This is a genomic window from Cystobacter fuscus DSM 2262 (genome assembly GCF_000335475.2).
Lineage (GTDB): Bacteria > Myxococcota > Myxococcia > Myxococcales > Myxococcaceae > Cystobacter > Cystobacter fuscus.
Window position 1 is genome coordinate 36,258 of record NZ_ANAH02000001.1, and the last position, 20,845, is coordinate 57,102.

The 20,845-nt window shown below is 70.3% G+C and carries 20 protein-coding genes; 7 read left to right on the plus strand and 13 right to left on the minus strand.

Annotated elements, in window-relative coordinates; genetic code table 11:
• Positions 1-2: 2 nt before the first annotated feature.
• The gene (locus D187_RS00140) at positions 3-992 is read right to left on the minus strand and encodes an arabinose ABC transporter substrate-binding protein (RefSeq protein WP_002630115.1); all 990 of its coding nucleotides are present in this window, start codon (positions 990-992) and stop codon (positions 3-5) included.
• Between the two features lie 423 nt (positions 993-1,415).
• Between D187_RS00140 and D187_RS00145 the strand changes: the two genes are divergently transcribed.
• Together D187_RS00145 and D187_RS00150 are read left to right on the plus strand one after the other, a co-directional pair.
• Positions 1,416-2,336 carry an alpha/beta fold hydrolase gene (locus D187_RS00145; RefSeq protein ID WP_002630111.1) on the plus strand — a complete coding sequence of 307 codons (921 nt, stop codon included), beginning with the start codon at positions 1,416-1,418 and terminating at the stop codon, positions 2,334-2,336.
• Positions 2,337-2,381: 45 nt separating this feature from the next.
• On the plus strand, positions 2,382-3,488 hold the full coding sequence (locus D187_RS00150) for a helix-turn-helix transcriptional regulator (protein ID WP_155893091.1): 1,107 nt from the start codon (positions 2,382-2,384) through the stop codon (positions 3,486-3,488).
• Positions 3,489-3,530: 42 nt separating this feature from the next.
• Here D187_RS00150 and D187_RS00155 read toward each other — a convergent pair whose 3' ends face one another.
• Complete coding sequence (locus D187_RS00155) at positions 3,531-4,403, minus strand: hypothetical protein (protein WP_043427935.1); 873 nt, start codon at positions 4,401-4,403, stop codon at positions 3,531-3,533.
• Positions 4,404-4,519: 116 nt separating this feature from the next.
• On the minus strand, positions 4,520-5,632 hold the full coding sequence (locus D187_RS00160) for an MJ1255/VC2487 family glycosyltransferase (RefSeq protein ID WP_002630105.1): 1,113 nt from the start codon (positions 5,630-5,632) through the stop codon (positions 4,520-4,522).
• Between the two features lie 59 nt (positions 5,633-5,691).
• Between D187_RS00160 and D187_RS00165 the strand changes: the two genes are divergently transcribed.
• On the plus strand, positions 5,692-6,003 hold the full coding sequence (locus D187_RS00165; RefSeq protein WP_002630103.1) for a hypothetical protein: 312 nt from the start codon (positions 5,692-5,694) through the stop codon (positions 6,001-6,003).
• Positions 6,004-6,095: 92 nt separating this feature from the next.
• Positions 6,096-6,995 carry a LysR family transcriptional regulator gene (locus D187_RS00170; protein WP_002630101.1) on the plus strand — a complete coding sequence of 300 codons (900 nt, stop codon included), beginning with the start codon at positions 6,096-6,098 and terminating at the stop codon, positions 6,993-6,995.
• Here the strand turns inward: D187_RS00170 and D187_RS00175 are convergent.
• Positions 6,961-7,734, minus strand: coding sequence for an alpha/beta fold hydrolase (locus D187_RS00175; protein WP_043427622.1), 774 nt, complete (start codon positions 7,732-7,734; stop codon positions 6,961-6,963). The genes D187_RS00170 and D187_RS00175 overlap by 35 nt on opposite strands.
• Positions 7,718-8,329, minus strand: a complete 612-nt coding sequence (locus tag D187_RS00180; RefSeq protein WP_002630097.1) for a TIGR02265 family protein — start codon at positions 8,327-8,329, stop codon at positions 7,718-7,720. Before D187_RS00180 ends, D187_RS00175 begins: the two co-directional genes overlap by 17 nt.
• Positions 8,330-8,530: 201 nt before the next feature.
• Here D187_RS00180 and D187_RS00185 point away from each other — a divergent pair, with 201 nt between their 5' ends.
• On the plus strand, positions 8,531-9,292 hold the full coding sequence (locus D187_RS00185; protein WP_162159603.1) for a protein kinase: 762 nt from the start codon (positions 8,531-8,533) through the stop codon (positions 9,290-9,292).
• 10 nt (positions 9,293-9,302) lie between these two features.
• On the opposite strand, the gene rsmB is transcribed toward D187_RS00185, so the two are convergent.
• From rsmB to D187_RS00225, 8 genes are all read right to left on the minus strand, one after another.
• Positions 9,303-10,622, minus strand: a complete 1,320-nt coding sequence (gene rsmB / locus D187_RS00190; protein ID WP_002630094.1) for a 16S rRNA (cytosine(967)-C(5))-methyltransferase RsmB — start codon at positions 10,620-10,622, stop codon at positions 9,303-9,305.
• A 10-nt stretch (positions 10,623-10,632) separates the two neighbouring features.
• Positions 10,633-11,595: a type II 3-dehydroquinate dehydratase gene (locus D187_RS00195; protein ID WP_002630092.1), complete on the minus strand. Its 963-nt coding sequence runs from the start codon at positions 11,593-11,595 to the stop codon at positions 10,633-10,635.
• 12 nt (positions 11,596-11,607) lie between these two features.
• Positions 11,608-12,543: a methionyl-tRNA formyltransferase gene (gene fmt, locus D187_RS00200; RefSeq protein ID WP_043427627.1), complete on the minus strand. Its 936-nt coding sequence runs from the start codon at positions 12,541-12,543 to the stop codon at positions 11,608-11,610.
• 30 nt (positions 12,544-12,573) lie between these two features.
• Complete coding sequence (locus D187_RS00205) at positions 12,574-13,176, minus strand: sensor histidine kinase family protein (protein WP_002630089.1); 603 nt, start codon at positions 13,174-13,176, stop codon at positions 12,574-12,576.
• 110 nt (positions 13,177-13,286) lie between these two features.
• Entirely contained in the window at positions 13,287-14,573 is a 1,287-nt protein-coding gene (mxcL, locus tag D187_RS00210) for a myxochelin B biosynthesis transaminase MxcL (protein ID WP_002630087.1), read from the minus strand.
• A gap of 49 nt (positions 14,574-14,622) precedes the next feature.
• Positions 14,623-15,846, minus strand: coding sequence for a myxochelin export MFS transporter MxcK (gene mxcK, locus D187_RS00215; protein WP_043427628.1), 1,224 nt, complete (start codon positions 15,844-15,846; stop codon positions 14,623-14,625).
• A gap of 136 nt (positions 15,847-15,982) precedes the next feature.
• Positions 15,983-17,308: an MFS transporter gene (locus D187_RS00220; RefSeq protein ID WP_002630083.1), complete on the minus strand. Its 1,326-nt coding sequence runs from the start codon at positions 17,306-17,308 to the stop codon at positions 15,983-15,985.
• A 55-nt stretch (positions 17,309-17,363) separates the two neighbouring features.
• Positions 17,364-17,726, minus strand: coding sequence for an LETM1 domain-containing protein (locus D187_RS00225; protein ID WP_002630081.1), 363 nt, complete (start codon positions 17,724-17,726; stop codon positions 17,364-17,366).
• A 174-nt stretch (positions 17,727-17,900) separates the two neighbouring features.
• Here D187_RS00225 and D187_RS00230 point away from each other — a divergent pair, with 174 nt between their 5' ends.
• On the plus strand, positions 17,901-19,730 hold the full coding sequence (locus tag D187_RS00230; RefSeq protein ID WP_002630079.1) for an HSP90 family protein: 1,830 nt from the start codon (positions 17,901-17,903) through the stop codon (positions 19,728-19,730).
• Positions 19,727-20,845, plus strand: coding sequence for a hypothetical protein (locus D187_RS00235; protein WP_002630077.1), 1,119 nt, complete (start codon positions 19,727-19,729; stop codon positions 20,843-20,845). The genes D187_RS00230 and D187_RS00235 overlap by 4 nt, the downstream gene beginning before the upstream one ends.

Here is a 20,845-nt window from a genome sequence, read left to right on the forward strand (position 1 = left end):
GGCTAGAGTCCGAGCTGCTTGCGGACGTCCTTGTACGTGTCGCGGGTGGCCAGCTCGCCCGAGGTGAGGATGAGCTTCTCCGGCTCCTTGCCGGTGCTCACCCAGTTGAACATGTTGAGCGCGGTCTCGTAGCCGTGGCGCTTGGGCGAGATGATGATGCTGCCGTAGAAGCCCGTCGGGGCGGACTTCTTGAACTCGTTGATGGACGCGTCCGAGCCACCGATGCCGATGCCCACCACGTCCGCCGCCTTCAGCCCGGCCGTCTCGGTGGCCCGGACGGCGCCGAGCACCGCCTCGTCGTTGAGGCCGAACGCCACCCACTTCTTGAGGCCCGCGTTCTTGTTGAGCACCACGTTGGCCGCGTTGAGCGCCGCCTCGGTGTCCGTCTTGCTCTGGGGCGCGTCGAAGATGTTCTGCGCCAGGAAGCCGTTCTTCTTGAGCACGGAGATGGCGCCCTCGACGCGCTCCTTCGCCGTGGGGAGCTGATCATAGGAGACGCGGATGGCGCCGACTTCCTTCATGTTCCAGCCCCGCGCCTTGATCTGATCCACGATGGCCTGCCCCACCGCCTCGCCAATCTTGGTGGCGGAGATGCCCATGTGCGGCACCTTCTCCAGCGGCCGGCCCTTGCTGTCCACCAGCCGGTCATCCACCGTCATGAGCTTGAGCTGGTTGGCATTGGCCCGGGCCACCAGACCCGGCCCGAGCTTCACGTCGGGCGTGCAGATGATGACGCCCTGGGCGCCCTGCGCCCCGAGGTTGTCGATGGCCGCCAGGGCCTTCTCCCCGTCCTCGGCGCCAATCTTCACCAGGGTGAAGCCCTTCTCCTTGGCCGCGATGTCCGCGAACTTCCACTCGTCCTGGAACCAGGGCTCCTCGGGCTGCTTGACGACAAAGCCAATCTTCACGTCCTTGGCGTCGGCGGCGGAGGCGGTGAACGCCGAGAGCAAGGACACGGCACAAGCCACGATCAGGTTCTTCCAAAGGCGCATTTCGTCCTCCTGAACTGTCTGATGTTGGTGATGCTTGCGTGCTGTATGACTTTTGCAGGGGCAGGCGTAGTCCCATGTCGCGCCCAGCGCAAGCGCTATGTTCGTCCCCCTCTCTCCCAGAGGGTGAGAGGACGGGAAGCCGCCCGGGCGAGCGGGCGGGTGACGCGGGACGTCATCGCTGTGCTGTCATTGAGCCCGTCCTCGAACGCGGGGTGCGTCAACTCCAATCAGGCCGGCTCGATGACGATTGACATCAACTGCACTATTCCACACGCAGCGGATTTGCCTGTTATTTCCTGATATACAAATCTTGCCATTCTTTGCTGGATCGGTATCCAGGAGGAACGACAGGGGAGCCCGTGGCGGGTCCCCTCGCCCACCGGCCTGACGTGGGCCGGGGTGAATGCTCCTGGAGGGGGGCCCATGAAGAACCATCTGATCCTGCTGCTCGCCGTGGCGGCGCTGAGCGCCTGCGGTCCGGAAGACGAATCCCTGGAAGCCCACCTGGGCACGGGGGCCGAGGCCCTCGGCGCCGAGGCGGGCCCGCGCGAGGGCTTCGTGTGGCTGTCCACCGGCGTGCGCATGCACTACGTCGAGCAGGGCCGCCGCGACGGCCCGGTGCTCGTGCTGCTGCACGGCTACACCGACTCGTACCGCTCCTTCGATCTGGACTACCCGCTGCTGTCGCGCCGCTATCACGTCTACGCGCTCGACCAGCGCGGCCACGGTGACTCCTCGCGGCCCGGCGGCGGCTATTCCCAGTCCGACTTCGCCGCCGACGTGGTGGCCTTCCTCGACGCCCGGGGCCACCGGCGCGCCACCCTCGTGGGCCACTCCATGGGCAGCTTCATCGCCCAGCAGGTCGCCCTCGAGTCCCCCCAGCGCGTCCAGGCCCTCGTGCTCGTCGGCTCGGCCCCCACCGCCCGGGGCAATGCCGTCATCGCCGACCTGAAGTCCGTCGTGGACACGCTGAGCGATCCCATCGACCCGGCCTTCGTGCGCGACTTCCAGGCGAGCACCTTCCACCGCCCCATCCCCTCCACCTTCCTCGACACCGCCGTCGCCGAGAGCCTCAAGGTGCCCGCTCGCGTCTGGAAGGACGCCCTGGCGGGACTCGCCGCCGAGGACCATTCCACCCAGCTCGGGAGCATCCGCGTCCCCGCGCTCGTCGTGGGCGGGGACCAGGACGGCATCTTCTCCGTCGCCGAGCAGCGGGCGCTCGCCGAGGAGCTGGGCCGGGGCCGGCTGCTGCTCTACCCGGACACCGGCCACGCCCCCCACGTCGAGCGGCCCGAGCGATTCGTCGCCGACGTCACCGCGTTCCTCGACTCGCTGCACCCGTAGGCGGGAGGGTATGCTCCCCCTCGCACGGCCAGAGGGGGGGTTCTCATGCCTCGGGCTCGGGAGGACATGGGCATGGTCGACTCGCCGGGATTGACGGAGAAGGAATGGCCTCTGGCCTTCGAGCTGCTGCGCGCGCTCGACGACGCCTCGAGCTTCTCGGAGCTGTATGAGTCCACGGAGCAGGTGCTGGCCAGACTCTGCGGGGCGCACCACGTGGCGCTGTGCATGGCCCAGCCCGACAACCCCATGGCGTTCGAATTCAAGACGCGCACGCTGTGGCCCCTGCTCGGGGATCTCCCCCGCTGGAGCAGCACCGACTTCGTGAGCCGCGGCGTCATCCAGCGACCCAACAAGGCGTTGACAGAGCAGGAGATGCTCCAGGGCACAGCGCTCGATCAGACCGAGACGTGGCGACGAAGCCGGGACAAAGGACTGGATCTCCACCGGGCCCTGGCGATGTTGGTCCTCCCCGAGGGGCCAGGCGTCGCGGGAGGCGTCACCCTCTACTGGGAGGACCCCCGGCTGTCCCCCAGGAAGAGCCAACGCATCCTCGACTGGTTCATGCCCCGGTTCCGGCGTGCGTTCCAGACCCTCCACCGCATCACCGAATGCACCACCCGGCAGCAGGTCCTGGAGTCAATCGCCGGTCAGGACTCCGCGGCCCTCGTGTTGACCTCCCGGGGGAAGGAATTCCTGCGGACGGCCTCCGCCACCGCGCTGCTGCGCAGGTGGTTTTCCCGCTTCGAGCTCGACGCCTCGGGACTCCCCCGGCAGTGGGTGGAGCGGCTGGCCCTGCTGGTGAGAACGGACGGCCAACTCGGACCGGAGCCGTACACGTGGCGCCGCGAGGGAACCTGCCGGGATCTGGAGGTGACGTTCCTGCCCCTGCACGTCGCGGGACTTCGCTTGTGGGAGTTGAAGCTGAAGGAGACCGTGCTCCTGCCCGAGGCCTGGCGGGTGTTGTTGACCCCGACGCAGCTCCAGGTGGCGGACTGCGTGCTCCGGGGGATGCAGGACAAGGAGATCGCCCTCGAGCTCCGCATGGCCCTGGGCACCGTGAAGGAACACACCGATGCGAGCTACGACAGGGTGGGCGCGGATGGCCGCAACGACTTCATCTCCCGGGCCTTGCGGTTGAGCCGCACCCCGTGAGGCGGCACGGCCCGAGGACCGGGCCACCTCCCCCCGGCGGGCTCAGGGGCAGCCGCTGCTCACCGAGAGCGCGTCGTACGCCATCCACCCGTTGCGCTTGGTGCCCGTGGCGGCGATGACGTAGCCGTAGATGAACTTCATCGTGCCCGACTGGGTGCGGTAGCGACCCTCGCTGTCCTGGACCCAGAGTGGGATGTCGATCGACGGCGCGCCGGCATCGGTCGGCACGTCCAGGCGCTGGAACTTCGTGCCCGCGGGGAAGTGGTCCACCGCGACGCCGCCCAGGCCGAAGCCCGGCACGTTGAAGGCGAGGTTGGCCGAGCGCCCGCCATTGGCGCGCACGAGCGGGAGGTAGTCGCCCGCGCGCTCGTGCACCGCGTCGCTGTCGTAGACCACCTTCTTGAACTCCAGGGTGGTGTCATGCGAGTCGCGCACGGCGTAGCAGCCCAGCTTCGCCAGGCCCGCCCCCAACGCCGACACGTGCCCGACCTTCTGCGCGAAGGACTCCTGGCCCAGGATGCTCGACAGGGGCATCCATCCGGCGCTCGAGTTGGACGTCGACACCGCGAAGGCGTAGGTCTCGCCAGCGAAGGTGCGCGTCTGGCCGTAGTTGAAGGTGACGCGCGTCCGGGTCGAGGTGCCCATCACGGTGCCGTTGCCGTCGCGAATGGGCACCCCCGTCACCACGCCCCACGAGTCATCGTCATCCGGATCGTTGGTGGCGACGCGATTGCCCCCGGTGGGGCGCAGCTTGCAGTTGTACGGGCTCGCCGTGCAGGCCTCGCCATTCACCCCCGCGTAGAGGGCCTGTCCCGTGCTGCCTCCCGCCGCTTCTCCTTCGTCGACCAGCGCCTCGCCACCGCACGCGGAGGACACCCACGCGAGCGCGGACACAACCAGCAATTGGTTTCTCATGGACTTCATGGAAAACCCGGGAGACCCGGGCTGTCAAACCCACCCGGGCGTCCTGGGTCGACTGGCCGCCGACGCACCGCGGCGCACGCGGTGCGTCGTGTGGAACGGGGCGAGCCTCAGCCCTTCACGGGTTCGCCCGGCTCGACGTCCTCCCACCAGCGGCCCTTGTACTCGGCGGCCCGGGCGAGCTGCTCGCGCAGGGCGCTCATCATCTTCACGTTCCCGTCCTGGGTGTAGCCCTCGAGCGCCTTCTGGCACTGGGGGACGCGCTCGAGGAAGTCGCGCAGCCGCTCCACGGTGAGCGTGGGCGCGTACATGCCGTAGCCGAGCTTCTCCAGGTACAGGGCGTTGAGCACCTGCTCGAACTGGCCCTGCACGGGGAGCGCGAGCATGGGCTTGTGCAGGTAGACGGCCTCGCTCATGAGGGTGTAGCCGCCACCGGCCACCACGGCCCGCGCGGTGCGCAGGTCGTCGATGAAGCCCGCCTCGCTGAAGGGGCGGTAGAGCAGGTTGCCGTCGCGCACGTCCTCGGTGAGATCCCTCCGCAGCCCGTAGATGTGGCAGGGCAGCCCGCTCTGCTTGAGGATGTCCGGCAGCGCGGTGTTGGAGGTGGAGGTCTGGTAGACGAGCAGGTGCTCGCCGGGCTCGGAGCGGGCGGCGAGGATCTCCGGCCGGAGGATGGAGGGCAGCAGCGTGGTGCGCTCCTTGCGCACCGGCGGATAGAAGAAGGTGGTGGTGAGGTAGTGGAAGCAGCCGGGCAGCTTGGACTTCACGATGGCGCGCGTGCCCTCGAAGTCCTCCTCCCACCCGGCGAGCAGCGCGCTGTCGTGCTGGCACCGGTTGATGATCTGCATGTTGTCCACGCTGATGACGGGCAGGCGGTGGTTGCGGCCGAAGAGGTAGCTGAAGCTCTCGAAGTCGCTCACCACCACGTCGGGCTGGAACTTCTCCGCGAGCTCGAAGTACTGGCGGATGTTGTGCGGCCAGCCCTTGATGGCCCCGGAGAGGTTCTGCAGCAGCGTCTGCAGCTTCTTCACCGAGTTGCCCTCGTAGGCCAGGGTGAGCCCCCAGATGCCGTGCACCTGGTCGAAGCGTTTGGCCAGGTAGTCCTTGGCCCGCCCCGAGACGACGATCTGCACCTCGTGCTCGCGGGTGAGCTCCTCGAGAATGACGCGGGAGCGGGTCGCGTGCCCCATGCCTTCACCAACGACACCGTAGAGGATTCGCATGGGGGCCGAGCATACGCGGGATGTGGCGCGCCACCCCAGGGCGGGGATAGCGTCCGGCCATGCGACGCGAAGCCAGAAACACCCAGGGCCCCTCGGGCGCCCAGAGGCTCATCCGGGCGGCCCTGCTGGGACTGAGTGGAGGCCTGCTGCTCGGCGGCCTCTTCCTCGCCGGCACGGGCCTCGTGACACGATTCAAACCCGCCGACTGCATGGAACTCTCCGAGGAGGAGTGCACCTTCATGCAGGACACCACGCGGGAGATGAGCCGCGTGCAGGGCCTGTCGGGAGCGGCCCTGCTGGCGCTCGGCCTGGCCACGGCGGTGCTCGTGCTGCGCTCCAAATCTCCTACCTCCACCGAGGGGTCAGGCTGACGAGCCAGTCAATCAAGCGAGCCGCCATCCGGCGAAGACCGACTAATTAGGGCTAGCCTCGTTATTAGGCTTCGGTTAGGAGGGGCGCCGCCATGCAGCTTGAATCCCTGAAAATGTTTTGTGACGTGGTTGAGACCGGCTCCTTCTCGCGCGCCGCGCAACTCAACCACGTGACCCAGTCGGCGGTGAGCCAGCAGATTCGTGCCCTGGAGAACCGCTACGAGCAGAAACTGTTGTCGCGCAGCGCGCGGCAGGTGACGCCGACGCCCGCGGGCGAGCGCCTCTTCCGCGGGTGCAAGGAAATCCTGGCGCGCTTCGCCGAGGTGGAGCAGGAGATCCGCGAGCAGTCCGCCGAGGTGCATGGCACCACGACGGTCTCCACCATCTATTCGGTGGGTCTGCACGAGCTGCGCAACGTGCAGAAGCAGCTGCTCAAGACCCATCCCAAGGTGAACATGCGCCTGAACTACCGGCGCAATGATCAGGTGTATGACGATGTCATCCTGGGTGCGGCGGAGATTGGCATTGTCGCCTATCCGCAGCCGCGCGCCGGCGTGGACATCCATCCGTTCCGCGATGACAAGCTGGCGGTTGTTTGCGCCCCCAACCACCCGTTCGCCAGCAAGGCGAAGGTGAGCCTCACGGCGCTCTCGGGCGTGCCCTTCATCGCCTTCGATCGCGAGGCGCCCACGCGCAAGGCGTTGGACCGGTTGGTGCGCGAGAAGAACCTGGATCTCAACCCGGTGATGGAGATCGACAACATCGAGACCATCAAGCGCGCGGTGGAGATGGGCATTGGCGTGGCCATCCTGCCCATGGCGACGGTGGCGGCCGAGGTGGCCCAGGGGACGATCGTCTCCAAGCCCTTCGCCGAGGGGCCGGTGTCCCGGCCGATCGGCCTGCTCATCCGCAAGGGCAAGTACCTGGACCGCGCGTCCGCCGCGGTGCTCGAGGCCTTCAAGCTCGCTGAAGCATCGGCCGAGGAGAGCTGAGCATCACGGGAGGCGCCAGCGCCGCGAGCCAGGGCTCGAGCAGGCGCGCGCACTCCTCCGGGTGGGTGAAGTAGGGCACGTGACCGGCGCCGCGCAGCAGGTGCTGGGGCGTGCCCGGAGGCAGCGAGGCGACGAGGCGCTTCACCGTCGCGGGTGGCACCAGCACGTCACGACTGCCCTGGATGCACACACACGACACGGGCAGGCCCCGCAGGGACGGAGGCGGCGGCTCGCCACGAATGGCGAAGGCCCGGTGGAGCGTGGTCATCCGCTCGAGCCGGGTGGTGGGGACCACCTCGGGCACGCGGGCGGGCGCGATGGGCTTCCAGGAAGCCAGGGCGGCGGTGAGCGGACCCGGCCGCCCCAGCACGGCGATGGGCCCCATCATCGCGATGAGCCGGCCGCGCGCGCCCAGGTGCTCGGTGCGGGTGAAGGAGCCCAGGAAGGCCACGCCCCGCGCGGCGCCCGCCGCGGCCAGGTGCGCGGCCACCATGCCTCCGAAGGAGCTGGCCACCACGGCGTCCACCGGGCCGCAGGCCTCGAAGACCTCCTGGGCGAGCGCCCTCGCGCCCCGGGCCGCGTGAGGGCCCTCGGGGTACTCGACGAGAAGGGGCCGCGCCACGTGCTGGAGCCGTCTGGCGAGCGCCTGGAAGCCCGCGCCCCGGGCCCCCAGCCCTGGCAACATCAGGATCCGGGGTCCCTCGCCCGGCATCTGCGTCCACTCAACCACCCGCCGCATGTCGATCCTTGTCCCAGGACACTTCCACCTCCGTGTCGAGCAGGTTCACCTGCCGCGCGCTGACCAGGGTCTGCGCGATGCGCGTGCTCTGGAAGACGCCCCGCACCGCGCCCTCGTAGTACTCGGCCGGCAGGGTACAGCCCTGGAAGAGCAGCCGGCCATGGTTCGGCCCCAACCAGGAGACCGAGCACTCGCCATGCCGGACGGCCGTCCGGAAGGCGGAGGGAAGTCCTTCGAGCAACCACCGCGGCTCCCCTCGAGCCAACAGCAACAGCACCTGCCCCGCGCTGGATTCCAGGTAGTACGGCACCATCTCCCGTCCCAGGTGCCACAAGGCCGTGCGGAAGTCCCCGCGCCCCTCGCTCAGCACGCCCGCCGCGGCGTAGAGCAGCCGGATGAAGGAATCCATGGGGTAGCTGAAGAAGGCCATGAACCGATCACCCCCGGCCGCCTCGATGCAGCGGCGCCAGGAGACCGGGTCACCCAGCGGGCGCACCTGCTCCAGCACGCCATTGAAGAAGAAACCCCGCAGGGTGTCCTCGGGACGAATCACCTCCAGCCGCCGCTCCAGTTCCTGCTGTGCGCCGTGCTCCATGTCGCTCGTTGGGTGACCAGGGAACCGCGAGACCTTCTTGTTCGGGGATGGACTCCACCTGAAGAGGACCCCTCACGTCCAGGGTCCTCATCCAGTTTACACTTCACTCCCATGAGCCCACTGATTCCAGGTGACATCCTTGGGGGGACGTGGCGGGTAGTCCGGCCCGCCCTTGGCGACGAGCCCGGTGTGGAGTGCCAGGTGGAGCCCACCCAGGGAGGAGAAGCCGGCCGGCTCACCCTGTGGCGGACGCTCCGGGCCCCCTCCCACGCCGAGGTGGAGCACTTCACGCACGTACTGCGCGAGGCCCAACGCACCGGACACGCCGCCTTCGCCCCCGTGGTGGACACCGGGTACGACGAGGCCCGGGAGGGCCTGTGGCTCGTGCGCCCCTGGTGGAGCGGCGAGTCCCTGCCCTCCATGTTGAGGGGACTGCACGAGATAGGAGTCGATCTGCCCGACCTGCGCGCGCTCGCGCGGCAGTTGGCCGGAGCGATCACCGCCGCCCGGAGCGCGGGACTCGTGCATGGACGGCTGCGCTCCTCGCGGGTGCTCGTCGCCTCGGGGCCGACGGGCGCGCGGCTGAGCGTGCTCGACATGGGCCTGGAGCAGTTCCGGCGCACGCACGCCGCGGGCTGGCTCAAGCCCCCCGAGGCAGGCGCGGACTACCTCGCGCCCGAGTGGACGGAAGAGGGGCCCCTGCCCGCGTCCACGGATGTCTTCGCCTTCGGGCGCGTCCTGCACGACATGCTGAGCTCGCGCCGGGATGGGGCGTGGCGCGGACGCTGGGAGTCCTGGGTGGAGCGGGCCACGGCTCCGGCGCCCCACGAGCGCTTCGGCGACGTCGCCGCGGCCCTCGACGCCCTCCTGCCCATCCTCAACACCCTGCCCACCCCGGTGTCCCCACCGCCGGACAACTACCAGCCCGAGCCGCCGGATCCGCTGGTACTCCCGCCCCGCTGACGGGGGCGTCTCAGTACAGCTTGCGCAAGCGCGCGGCGAAGAAGCCGTCCCACCCCTCGGGTCCCGGCAACGTGCGCAGGTACGCCTGGGTGAGCGGCAGCTTCACGCCCTCGCGCGGCACCGGGGGCTCCGCCGTCCACTCCGGGTGGCTGCGCAGGAACATCTCCACCTGATCCTGCCCCTCCTGGGGCTCGGGGGTGCACACCGCGTAGACGAGCAGGCCCCCGGGGGGCACCGCCTCCTGACAGTTCTCCAGGATGCGCCGCTGCAACACCGCCAGCCGCGCCATGTCCTCCGGCTTGCGCCGGTAGCGCAGCTCCGGGTGGCGCCGCAGCGTCCCCAGGCCCGAGCACGGCGCGTCCACCACGAACGCGTGGAACTCGCCCCACGCCTCCGGCCAGGGCTCGGTCGCGTCGTGCACCTCGGCCCGCAGGCGCTCGGTGAGGCCCAGGCGCCGCGCCTCGGAGAGGATCTTCCGCATCTTGTTGGCGTGCAGATCCGTGGCCACCACCACGTGCGTCTCGGCCTGGTGGCACGCCTTGCCACCCGGCGCCGCGCACGCATCCAGCACGCGCGCCGTGTCGGGAATGTCGCCGTAGACGCCGACGAGCTGCGCCGCCTCGTCCTGCACCTGCCACAGGCCCTCGGCGTAGCCGTACACGTCCTCCACCCGGCCCACCGGAGGCAGGATGATGCCCACCGGGGACACCGGCGTGGGGCGCGCCTCCAGCCCCGTCTCGCGCAACTGCGCGAGCAGCGCGTCGCGCGTCACCTTCGCGCGGTTGGCGCGGATGACCACGGCGGGCGTCTGGTTGTTGGCGACGAGCATCGCCTCGGCGCGCTCCCGGCCGAACTGGCGCAGCCAGCGCTCCACCAGCCAGCGCGGGTGGCTCTCGCGCACCGACAGGAACTCGGCCAGGTCGTCCTCGGGGGGCAGGGGCTGCGCGGGGAGCGCCGCGAGCTTGCGCAGGATGGCGTTGGCGAAGCCCGCCGCGCGCGCGAGCCCCACGTCCTTGAGGGCCTGCACCGTCTCGGCCACCGCGGCGCGCGCCGGCACCCGCGTGTAGAAGAGCTGGTAGACGCCCACGCGCAACGCCGCGAGCACCTTGTCCTCCAGCGCGTCCAGCTTGCGGTCGGCGAAGCGGGTGATGGCGTAGTCCAGCGCGAGCTCGCGGCGCGTGGTGCCGTAGACGAGCTCGGTGATGAGCCCCGCGTCCCGGGGATCCGCCGGCGGCGACTCCGAGAGAAACGTGTCGAGCACCACGTTGAGGTAGGCATCCGTGGCGCGGACGCGGCTGAGGATCTGGATGCTGATGGCGCGTGCGTTCATGAAGTGTCCCTCACCCCTCCAACCGGGTCATCCAATCCACCAGCTCCGTCTCGGACATGCGGGTCGCCGGGATGTTGGCGAGGGTGAGCCGCTGCAGGATGTCCTCGAGCAGCTCCCGGTGGCCCGTCTCCGCCGGGGCGCCGCCCTGGATGCGCGTCCACCACGAGCGCGCCCAGGTGGCCAGGTCCGCGGGAGACAGGCGTCCGGCGAGCCGATCGGCGATCTTGCTCCGCACCAGCTCCCGGGAGAGCACGTCCTCCGAGGGCGCGGCCCGAGGGCTCTTGCGGCCCAGCGTCTTCACGGACGAAGGGGGCGGGGCCTCCTCCACCCCCTTGCGGCCCAGCGTCTTGCGGGGGCCCGGGGCAGGGGTCGTGACCGGAGCCTTCGCGCCCGTGCCCCGGCGGCCCAGCGTCTTCACGAGCCCCACGGGCGCCTCGGCCACCGCGTCCTCCCCCGCCTCCTCGTCCTCTGCCTCGACGTCCTCGTCGTCGACGTCTTCATCCTCGACGTCTTCGTCCTCGACGTCCTCGTCGCCTTCGTCCTCCTCGGAGGACTCGCCGGTGAGGTCTCCGCTCGCGAAGCGCTCCAGGGCCTGGAGGTACGAGTCGAACCCCTCCCCCTCGAGCGTGGCGACGCAGGCCTCGGCCACCACGGACTCGCGCCCACCGAGCTCCTCCAGGTACACCTCGAGCGCGGGCAGCCCGATGGCCTCCAGCGCATCGCGCAGCGGGTAGGAGCCGAAGAGGCTCGAGGGGCTCACCACCACGCCCTCCACGCGCGAGCGCTCGGCGTGCAGGGTGTCGAGCAGGACGCCCTCGTGGTTGGACTGCACCACCGTCAGCTCCAGCCCCAGGGCCGAGGCCCGGGCCTTCAGGGCGGCGTCGAGGTCGGCGAACCGTCCGCCCTCGCGGCCCTCGCGCTCACCCAACAGGTTCAGGTTGGGCCCATGCAGCACCAACAGCCTCTTGCCCATGTCGTGTCTCTCCTACGTCTCGAAAGGCCGGCTGCCCGGCGCGAGCTTGCGGCCCGACAGGAAGTCCCCCACGGGCATCACCCGCTTGCCCTCGGGTTGCACCTCGAGCAGCACCAGCGAGCCCTGCGCGCACGCCACCTCCAGCCCCCGCGCGTCCGCGGACAGCACGGTGCCCGGCGCGCCCTGCCCCGTGCCCACCTTCGCCTTGTGGACCTTGAATAGCTTGCCCTCGAGGGTGGTGAAGGCGCCCGGCCAGGGGGTGAAGGCCCGCAGCCGCCGCTCCAGCTCCACCGCGGGCCGCGAGAAGTCGAGCTTGCCCTCCTCCTTGTGGATGATGGGCGCGAGCACCATGCCCTCGGACGGCTGTGGCACCGGCGTCAGCTCGCCGCGCAGGTAGGCCGGGAGGTACTCGCGCAGGAGCGCTCCGCCCAGCGAGGACAGCTTGTCGTGCAGGGTGGCGCTCGTCTCGTCCGGGGCGATGGGCAGCCGCTTCTCGGCCAGCACCGGCCCGGTGTCCAGGCCCTCGTCCATCACCATCAACGCCACGCCCGTCTCCGTGTCCCCATGGGCGATGGCCCACTGGATGGGGGCGGCCCCGCGGAAGCGCGGCAGCAGCGAGGCGTGCACGTTGAGGCACCCGCGCCTGGGCGTCTCCAGCAAGTCCTTGGGGAGGATCTTCCCGTAGGCCGTCACCACGGCGACATCGGGTTTGAGCTCGCGCAGCACCTCGGAGAAGGGAGGGGTGCGCAGCTTCTGGGGCTGCAACACCGGCACGCCCCGCTCGAGCGCGTAGGCCTTCACCGGGGAGATGGCGAGCGCCTGGCCCCGGCCCTTGGGCTTGTCCGGCTGGGTGACGACGGCCACCACGTCCCCGATGTCGAAGAGGGCGGCCAGGGAAGGCACGGCGAAGTCGGGCGTGCCCATGAAGACGATGCGGGGACGGGTCATGGAAGGGGTGTTGTGCTGCACCCGGGCGCTTCAGGCAACGGACTTCAGCGTGCCCGAGGTGGGACCTTCGATGGCCTGACGTTTGCGGGTGCGCATCGAGCCGAGGATGCGCAGCGCCGCCTGGGCATCCTGGGTGCTGGCCAGGGGCTCCAGGGCGTCGATGACCTCGGTGAGCAGGCGGGCCTCCTCGGCCTCGCGCTCGCGCAGCCGGTCCACGGTGTAGCTCAGGGACTCGAAGAACTCGCGCAGCTCGTCGCCGCTGCGCAGCGGACGCAGCCGCGGATAGCGGCCGGCGGCGATGGACGCGAGGTAGAGGTTCATCACGTGCACGGGCCCCGCCACCCGGTGGGTGAGCACCAGCCCCACCAGGGACGTGAGGATCGCCATCACGATCGCGCCCACCCCACCGAGCCACAGCAGGGTGTCGCTGCTCGCCAGCATCACCTCCGGCGAGCCGCCCTCCTCCACCACCGCGTTGCGAATCACCCGGGAGGCGAGCACTCCGATGAGCAGCACCCCGAACGCGCCAATGGCGGCGAACCGAAACATGTAGCGGAACTGAAAGCCGGCATCGAGCAGGAGCGTCCGACGCAGGATGTGGGGGCGACCCGAGGGCGAGGAGTCAAGAGACATGGCGGGGCAGCCTACCCCAATCTCCCCGGTCGGGCGGCGCCTTCCGCATGGCCGGGTTCCCCCCCCAAAGCCGGCCGGGGGTCCCCCCCCGGGCCCGGTGGACGTCCGGCTCAGGCCGCGCTGGGGGCCGGGGCCTGCTGGAGGCACTCGCGCATCACTTCCTCGGCCATCTCGACGGTGTAGTCGATCTGCTCGAGCGTGTGCGCCGAGCAGATGAAGTTGAGGTCGCGGCGCAGCAGGATGCCACGGCGCGCCATGCCCGCCTGGAAGGGCTGGGTGAGCTTCGCGTTCTCCATGGGGTTCTTGGAGAAGCGGAACAGGGGGATGGCGTCATAGCCCAGGATGCGCAGCGGCGAGCCCACGCGCTCGGCCCGGGCGTTGATGCCCGTGGCGAGCCGCCGGCCGAGGGTGGCCAGGTGCTCGGTGAAGCCCGGCTCGCGGCTCACCTTGAGCACGGCCTCGCACACCGCCAGGGACAAGAGCTCGCCACCGAACGTGGTGGACACCTGCAGGTCCGACAGCTTGCTCAGGAACTTCTCCGGCCCCGCTACCGCCGACAGGGGCATGCCCGCGGCGATCGCCTTGGACAGACAGACGAAGTCGGCCTTCACGTCGAAGAACTGCTGGGCGCCGCCCGGCGCCAGCCGGAAGCCGGTGATGACCTCGTCCTGGATGAGCAGCACGCCGTGCGCCGTGCAGGTGGCGCGCAGCTTGTGCATGAACTCGCGGGTGAGGCAGCGGTTGAAGGGCACCGACAGGAGCACCGCCGCGAGCTGGCTGCCCGTCTGCTCGATGCGGGCGAGCAGCGCCGCCTCGTCCGGCTCCTCGAACAGCGGCATGCGCGTGGTGTACTGGGCGAGCACCGCGGGCACTCCCGGCGTGTCATACATGAAGTGGTCGTGCCAGCCGTTGTAGCCCACCGTGATGAGGTGCTCCTTGCCCGTGACGTAGCGCGCCAGGCGCACCGCCGCCGACGTGGCATCCGCCCCCGTCTTGAAGAAGCGCGCCATCTCCGCGCCGGGGATCATCTCCACCAGCGTCCGCGCGGCGCTCACCTCCCAGGCCGTGGGCAGCGAGTGCAGGAGCCCCTCGTCCAGGTGCCGGCGGATGGTGTCCACGACGGCCGGGTGGTTGTGGCCGAGCGAGTTCGCCCCGAGCCCGCAGATGAAGTCGATGTACTGCTGGCCGTCCACGTCCTCCACCAGCGCGCCCTGACCGCGGGCGAGGTAGACGGGGAAGGAGCCGGGGGCGAACATCTCCGGCTTCTTCATCATCGTCTGGGTGAGACCGGGCACCAGCCGCTTGGCCTCGGCCAGGAGGCGGTTGGAGTTGGTCAGGTCCATCTTGCCCACGATGGGCCGGGGCAGAGACGGATGCCTGTTCGCGTGTACGTCCATGGGATTCCTCGTGTGAAGGGAAGTTGAAGGGAAACTGCGTTGGAAGAACTCAGGCCGGCACCGCGCTCGGGGCGGTGACACGGCGGCCGAACACCCAGAGCGTGAGGAGCGCGCAGCCCGTCACCCCGGCGGCGATCCACCCCAGCCGGCCAAACCCCGCGAGCGCGCCATCCGGCATCACCGTCAGCAAGAGGCCCCCCACCCACGCGCCGGCTCCCGAGGCGCCATCGCTCGCCGCCATGTTGACCGCCATGTAGCGGCCGCGCAGCGCGGGGGGCACCCGCGAGGCGACCAGCGCCAGGGTGGGAATGGCCCGCCCGGAGGTGAGCACCATGAACAGCACGAACACCGCCGCCACCCCGGGCAGCGGCGCCGCGCTCAGGTGCGTGAACAACAGGTGCGGCCCCACCGTGCCCACCAACAGTCCGCCCAGCACGCGGGCCGGGCCGAACCGGTCCGCCAGCCGGCCAATCCACCGCGAGCTGAACAACGTGGCGGCCCCACCCGCCAGGTACACCCAGGACAGGTCGGACAGCTGGAGCCCGAGGTTGCCCACCATGTAGGGGCTCAAATAGGGAATCAGCAGGAAGCCGGAGAACACCACGCAGAAGGTCAACACCCACCCGAGCGCCAGGGCGGGCGACCACCCCGGCCCGGCCGTGGCCCCCCCCCGCGCCTCACGCCGCCCGGCCAGGTGCTGGTTGACCGCGGGCAGCACGAACAGCAGCGCGAGCCACAACCCGCCGCCGAGCGCGCAGATGACCCAGAACGGCGAGCGCCAGCCCCACTGGCTCGCCAGCCACAGCCCCAGCGGCACGCCCGCCACCGCGCACAGGCCATACGCCGACATCACCGTGCCGATGGCCCGCCCCCGGCGCTCCGCCGGGATGACATCCCCGATGATGGCCTGCACCACCGCGCTCATCAGCCCCGCGCACGCCCCCGCCACCGTGCGCGCCCCGAGCAGCCCCAGGTGCGTGTCCGACAAGCCGCACAGCAGCGTGGACACGATGAACCCCGCGTACAGCCCGAGCAGCGTGCGCTTTCTATCGAACCGGTCCAACCACAGCCCCCCGAGCAGCCCCATCCCCGCCGACGCCAGCGTGTACGCCGACACCAGCACCCCGAACTGCGCGGCCGTGATGCCCAGGCGCCGCATGAACTCCGGCCCCAGCGGCATGACGATCATGAAGTCCAGCAGGTGGGTGAACTGCACGGCGGCCAGCAGCCAGAGCATCCGCTGCTCGGACCTCGGCGGGGTGGATACGGTCACGACAGGCTCCCAGGACTCGACGCCCTTCCAGCTCTGATAATGATAATGAAAATCAAAATCATGAAGCGGGCACACTTATAGACGACACGGGGGCGGCCGGCAAGTCCCCCGTGTGCGAGTGCGTATCCGTGCCTGGTCAGGAGGCGCGCATGGAGGCGAAGCGCTCGCGCCCGGCGGTCAGCAGGTAGAGCGCCACGGCGAGCCCCACGGCCCCGAGCGCCGCCACGTAGTGCGCGGGTGCCAGGGGTGACACCTGGATCATCAGCGTCACCACCAACGGCGTCACCCCGCCGAAAATCGCGTAGGCCATGTTGTACGAGAACGACAGGCCCGAGAAGCGCACCGGCGCGGGAAAGGCGCGCACCATCACCGAGGGCACCACCCCCACCACGCCCGCGCCCAGCCCCGCGAGCACGTACAGCGGGGCGAGGTGCTCGGGCCGCGCGCCCACGCCGACATAGAGCAGGTACGTCGTCACGGACAGCAGCAGGCTGCCCGCGGCCAGCGCCCACCCCGCGCCGAAGCGATCCACCGCCAGGCCGAAGAGCACCGCCCCCAGGGTGAGGCTCAGCGTGGCCAGGCTGTTGGCGCGCAGCGCGAGCGCCGGCGCGATGCCGTGCAGCTTCTGCATCAACGTCGGCGTCATCAGGATGACCACCACGATGGCGGCGGTGAGCAACCAGGTGATCAACATGGACACCCCCACGCCGGTGCCGTGGCCGCGCAGCACCTCCTTGAGCGGCAGCCCCTGCACGAGCGCCTTGCGCTGGCGCATCTGCTCGAACACGGGCGTCTCGGCCAGCCAGCGGCGCAGGTAGACGGCGAAGAAGCCGAACACGCCGCCCACCAGGAAGGGGATGCGCCAGGCGAAGTCCTTCACCTGCGCGGGGGTGTAGAGCACGTTGATGGCCGTCGCCATCAGCGAGCCGAGCAGGATGCCGAACGTGAGGCCCGCGGTGAGGATGCCGCAGGCGAGCCCCACGCGCCGCTCCGGCACGTGCTCGGAGACGAACACCCACGCGCCGGGCACCTCCCCGCCCACCGCCGCGCCCTGCATCATGCGCATGAGCAACAGCAACAGCGGCGCCGCGTACCCGGCCGTGGCGTAGGTGGGCAGCGAGCCGATGAGCAGCGTGGGCACCGCCATCATGAACACGCTCAGCGCGAACATGCGCTTGCGCCCGCCGCGATCGCCGAAGTGCGCCATCACGATGCCGCCCAGGGGCCGCACGAGGTAGCCCGCCGCGAACAGGCCGAACGCCTGCAACTGGCGCAGCCACTCCGGCGTGTCGGCGGGGAAGAAGAGCTCACCAATCACCGCGGTGAAGAACACGAAGATGATGAAGTCGTAGAACTCCAGCGCACCTCCCAGCGCCGCCAGGCCGAGCGTCCTCACGTCCTGGGCGGAGAGCGGGCGCTGCGCGAGGGAAGGCTGGTTCTCGAGGCTCGAGTGGGTCTCCATGGGGACAACAGAGCGTGATTCCCCGGGGCCGGGCAAGCACTCGTCGCGGGGGATGTCAGCCCACCTCACGCCGCACGGGCTCGTCCGCTGCCGGGACCGGGACCGGGACCGGCGGGGGAGGCGCGGGCGGATCCTCCCGGAAGGCGCTGGGCAACAAGCTGAAGGGCAGCACCTTGCCCAGGACGATCAACAGCAACATGCCGCCGGGCGCCGCGAAGATCGCGAGCGCGGGGAGCACCTTGGCCACGTCGATCAACTGCGCCCGCATGCGTCGGCGCTCCTCGGGCGTGAGCGGCTGCCGGCGCGCGGCCCGGGCGAGCAGATGATACAGCTCACCCGTCTCGCGCACCTCGCGCCGCAACCGGCCGTAGTAGCGCCCCAGCAGCGAGGAGAACCTGGCCGCCCTTGCCTGCTTCATGTGTGGAACCCACCTCGGAGACCGCGCCGGCCCGCCCGAGAGGAAATACTCCACCGCCGCCCCGGACGCCACTGGCCCCCGCCACCGGAGCGCACGCCCGCCCGACCGTCATGAGCTGGACGCCCCGGAACGAGCGCATACGGGCCCAGGCATCTGCGCTAGAGTGCGCGGCCCGTGTCACATCGCTTCCAGGTCAACCTCCGGGGGGTTATCGACCTCCTCTCCCACCATCTCTACAGCACGCCCGGGGTGTTCGTGCGCGAGCTGCTGCAGAACGCCACCGACGCCAACCGCGCCCGCCAGCACCTGGAGCCCACCCACCCCGGCGCGGTGCACGTGGAGCTCATCGAGAAGCAGGACGGCGGGCCCCCCACCCTGCTCTTCCGCGACGAGGGCGTGGGGCTGACCGAGGAGGAGCTGCACCGCTTCCTGGCCACCATCGGCGAGAGCTCCAAGCGCGAGGCGCTCGAGGCCCACCGGGCGGACTTCATCGGTCAGTTCGGTATCGGACTGCTCTCGTGCTTCATGGTGTGTGACGAGCTGCTGGTGGTGACGCGCTCGGTCAAGGGAGACGGGAGCACCTGGGAGTGGCGGGGCCGGCATGATGGAACCTACTCCGTGGGTATTTCCGCGCACCCGATGGAGCGCTGCGGCACCCAGGTCTTCCTCCTGCCCCGCCCGGACGCCGCCGAGTACTTCACCCCCGAGCGCGTGCGTCAGCTCATCCTCCACTACGGCGGCCTGCTGCCCTACCCCATCCACCTCACCGCCGACGGCCACACCGAGCACCTCAACCGCGCCCCGCCCCCCTGGCGCCGCACGTACCCGAGCGCGGCGGCCCGGCGCCAGGCGCTGCTGGCCCATGGGCGCGAGGTGTTCGGCATGGACTTCGTGGACTGCATCTCGCTGCGCGCGGAGGCCGGAGGCGTGGAGGGCGTGGCCTACGTGCTGCCCTTCTCGCCCCACTTCAACGCCCGCCAGAAGCACCGCGTGTACCTCAAGGGCATGCTGCTGTCGGAGAGCGCGGAGAACCTGCTGCCGGACTGGGCCTTCTTCGTCAAATGCGTGGTGGACGCCCAGGGCCTGCGCCCCACCGCCAGCCGCGAGTCCTTCTACGAGGACGCCACGCTCTCGCGCACCCGCGAGGCGCTCGGCCAGCAGCTGCGCCAGTACCTCGTGGACCTGGCCACCGAGCAGCCCCGCGCCCTCCAGCGGCTCATCGCCCTGCATGGCCTGTCGGTGAAGTCGCTCGCGCTGGACGACGACGACTTCTACCGGCTCGTCATCCACTGGCTGCCCTTCGAGACGACGCTCGGCACGATGACGCTGGAGCACTACCGCCAGGAGTCCTCCACGGTGCGCTACGTCAACACCCTGGAGACCTTCCGGCAGGTGGCGCGCGTGGCGGCCGCCCAGGGGCTGTGCATCATCAACGCCGCCTACACGCACGACACGGCGCTCCTGGAGAAGCTGCCCCGGGTGCACCCGGACGCCCAGGTGGAGCTGTTCTCCGCGGCGCGGCTCCCCCAGGGCTTCGAGGAGCTGACGCACGAGGAGAACGAGGCGGTGGCCCGGCTGCGGCGCGTGGCGGAGGAGGCCCTGGAGCCCTTCCGGTGCGAGGTGAGCCTCAAGAAATTCCTCCCGCCCGAGGTGCCCACGCTCTACGGCGACGCGAGCGACGGCGCCTTCCAGCGCGACCTGGAGCGGGCACGCGAGGAGACGGACGCGCTGTACGCCTCGGTGCTCGAGGGGGCACTGGGCAAGCGCTCCGACGAGGAGCGGCCCCAGTTGTGCTTCAACCTGCGCAACCCCGTGGTACGCCAGCTCGCGCGCGTGCGCGACACCGCCCAGCTCCGGCTGTCGGTGGAGATGCTGTATGTCCAGGCACTCCTGCTCGGGCACCGGCCGCTCAACGCGCGGGAGATGGCGCTGCTCAACCGGGGCCTGCTCGGCCTCATCGCGGCGCGCCTGGACGACGACGAAGGCACGGGAGGCATGCATTGACGGAGCAAGACTGGCGCGAGCGGTTCAACACCCTGCGCGCACGTGCCGAGCGGTTGGAGCCGGGCGAGTCCAAGGTGATGGCGCTGGAGGAAGCGGCCCGGCTGGCGGACACGCACGGCGAGGTGGGGCTCGCCTATGAGACGCGCGACGAGCTCATCGAGGCGGCCACCTTCGCGGGCTTCCCGGAGCGCGCCCTGGTCGCCTACGCCTGGTGCCGCGGCCAGCAGCAGAGAGACCCCCGGCGCTTCGATCCCGAGGGCCTGCTGTGGAAGCAGAAGTGGATGGTGGGCGTGCTGCCCGAGTTCCCCCATATCGGCCGCAAGCAGATAGAGGCCGCGCTGGAGGACGTGGAGCAGGGCTACGCGAAGGCGGGGGCGGGCCAGCGCGCGGTGTTCAAGCTGCGCTACCTCGCCGCCCGGGACATGGGCGAGCGGGCCCTGGCCGAGGAGATGCGCGCCCGGTGGCTGGAGACGCCTCGCGACCACCTCACGGACTGTCTCGCGTGCGAGCTGAACGTCGAGCTGCACCACTACCTCGATCAGGGGGACCACGCGCGGCTGATGCAGAAGGCCCGGCCCCTGCTCGAGGGCCGCCATACGTGCGCGAAGGTGCCGCACCTCACGTTCGGACGGGTGCTCTACCCGCTCTTCAAGCTGGGCCAGTGGGAGCAGGCGCGCGAGCACCATCTGCGCGGCTACGCGATGGTGCGCGGAGACCGGTACTTCGTCAGCACCGTGGGCGAGCACCTGGAGTTCCTCGCGCTCACGGGGAACGTGGCGCGGGGGCTGAAGCTCTTCGAGCGGCACCTGGGCTGGGCACTGGAGCACGCGACGCCCCTCAACCGCTTCACCTTCCACGCGGCCGCGCTCGCCCTGATGGAGCGCGCCGGAGTGGAAGCGAGGGAGCGGGTGGAACTCGCCCTGCCGCGCACCTTCGCGCTGTACTCCCCCGCGGGCACCTACGAGACCCGGGCCCTGCGTGGCTGGCTCGCCGCGCAGACGGAGGAGCTCGCCGCGAAGTTCGACGCGCGCAACGGCACGGACCGCTTCCACCAACTGCTCGCGCGCACCCAGCGCCTCGCCTCTGAGGCTCGGCCCCTGCCCATCGACGACTGA

Coding starts and splice junctions, on each gene's coding strand:
- D187_RS00140 (WP_002630115.1), bottom strand. CDS start 992: ATGCGCCTTTGGAAGAACCTGATCGTGGCTTGTGCCGTGTCCTTGCTC.
- D187_RS00145 (WP_002630111.1), top strand. CDS start 1,416: ATGAAGAACCATCTGATCCTGCTGCTCGCCGTGGCGGCGCTGAGCGCC.
- D187_RS00150 (WP_155893091.1), top strand. CDS start 2,382: ATGCCTCGGGCTCGGGAGGACATGGGCATGGTCGACTCGCCGGGATTG.
- D187_RS00155 (WP_043427935.1), bottom strand. CDS start 4,403: ATGAGAAACCAATTGCTGGTTGTGTCCGCGCTCGCGTGGGTGTCCTCC.
- D187_RS00160 (WP_002630105.1), bottom strand. CDS start 5,632: ATGCGAATCCTCTACGGTGTCGTTGGTGAAGGCATGGGGCACGCGACC.
- D187_RS00165 (WP_002630103.1), top strand. CDS start 5,692: ATGCGACGCGAAGCCAGAAACACCCAGGGCCCCTCGGGCGCCCAGAGG.
- D187_RS00170 (WP_002630101.1), top strand. CDS start 6,096: ATGCAGCTTGAATCCCTGAAAATGTTTTGTGACGTGGTTGAGACCGGC.
- D187_RS00175 (WP_043427622.1), bottom strand. CDS start 7,734: ATGCGGCGGGTGGTTGAGTGGACGCAGATGCCGGGCGAGGGACCCCGG.
- D187_RS00180 (WP_002630097.1), bottom strand. CDS start 8,329: ATGGAGCACGGCGCACAGCAGGAACTGGAGCGGCGGCTGGAGGTGATT.
- rsmB (WP_002630094.1), bottom strand. CDS start 10,622: ATGAACGCACGCGCCATCAGCATCCAGATCCTCAGCCGCGTCCGCGCC.
- D187_RS00195 (WP_002630092.1), bottom strand. CDS start 11,595: ATGGGCAAGAGGCTGTTGGTGCTGCATGGGCCCAACCTGAACCTGTTG.
- fmt (WP_043427627.1), bottom strand. CDS start 12,543: ATGACCCGTCCCCGCATCGTCTTCATGGGCACGCCCGACTTCGCCGTG.
- D187_RS00205 (WP_002630089.1), bottom strand. CDS start 13,176: ATGTCTCTTGACTCCTCGCCCTCGGGTCGCCCCCACATCCTGCGTCGG.
- mxcL (WP_002630087.1), bottom strand. CDS start 14,573: ATGGACGTACACGCGAACAGGCATCCGTCTCTGCCCCGGCCCATCGTG.
- D187_RS00220 (WP_002630083.1), bottom strand. CDS start 17,308: ATGGAGACCCACTCGAGCCTCGAGAACCAGCCTTCCCTCGCGCAGCGC.
- D187_RS00225 (WP_002630081.1), bottom strand. CDS start 17,726: ATGAAGCAGGCAAGGGCGGCCAGGTTCTCCTCGCTGCTGGGGCGCTAC.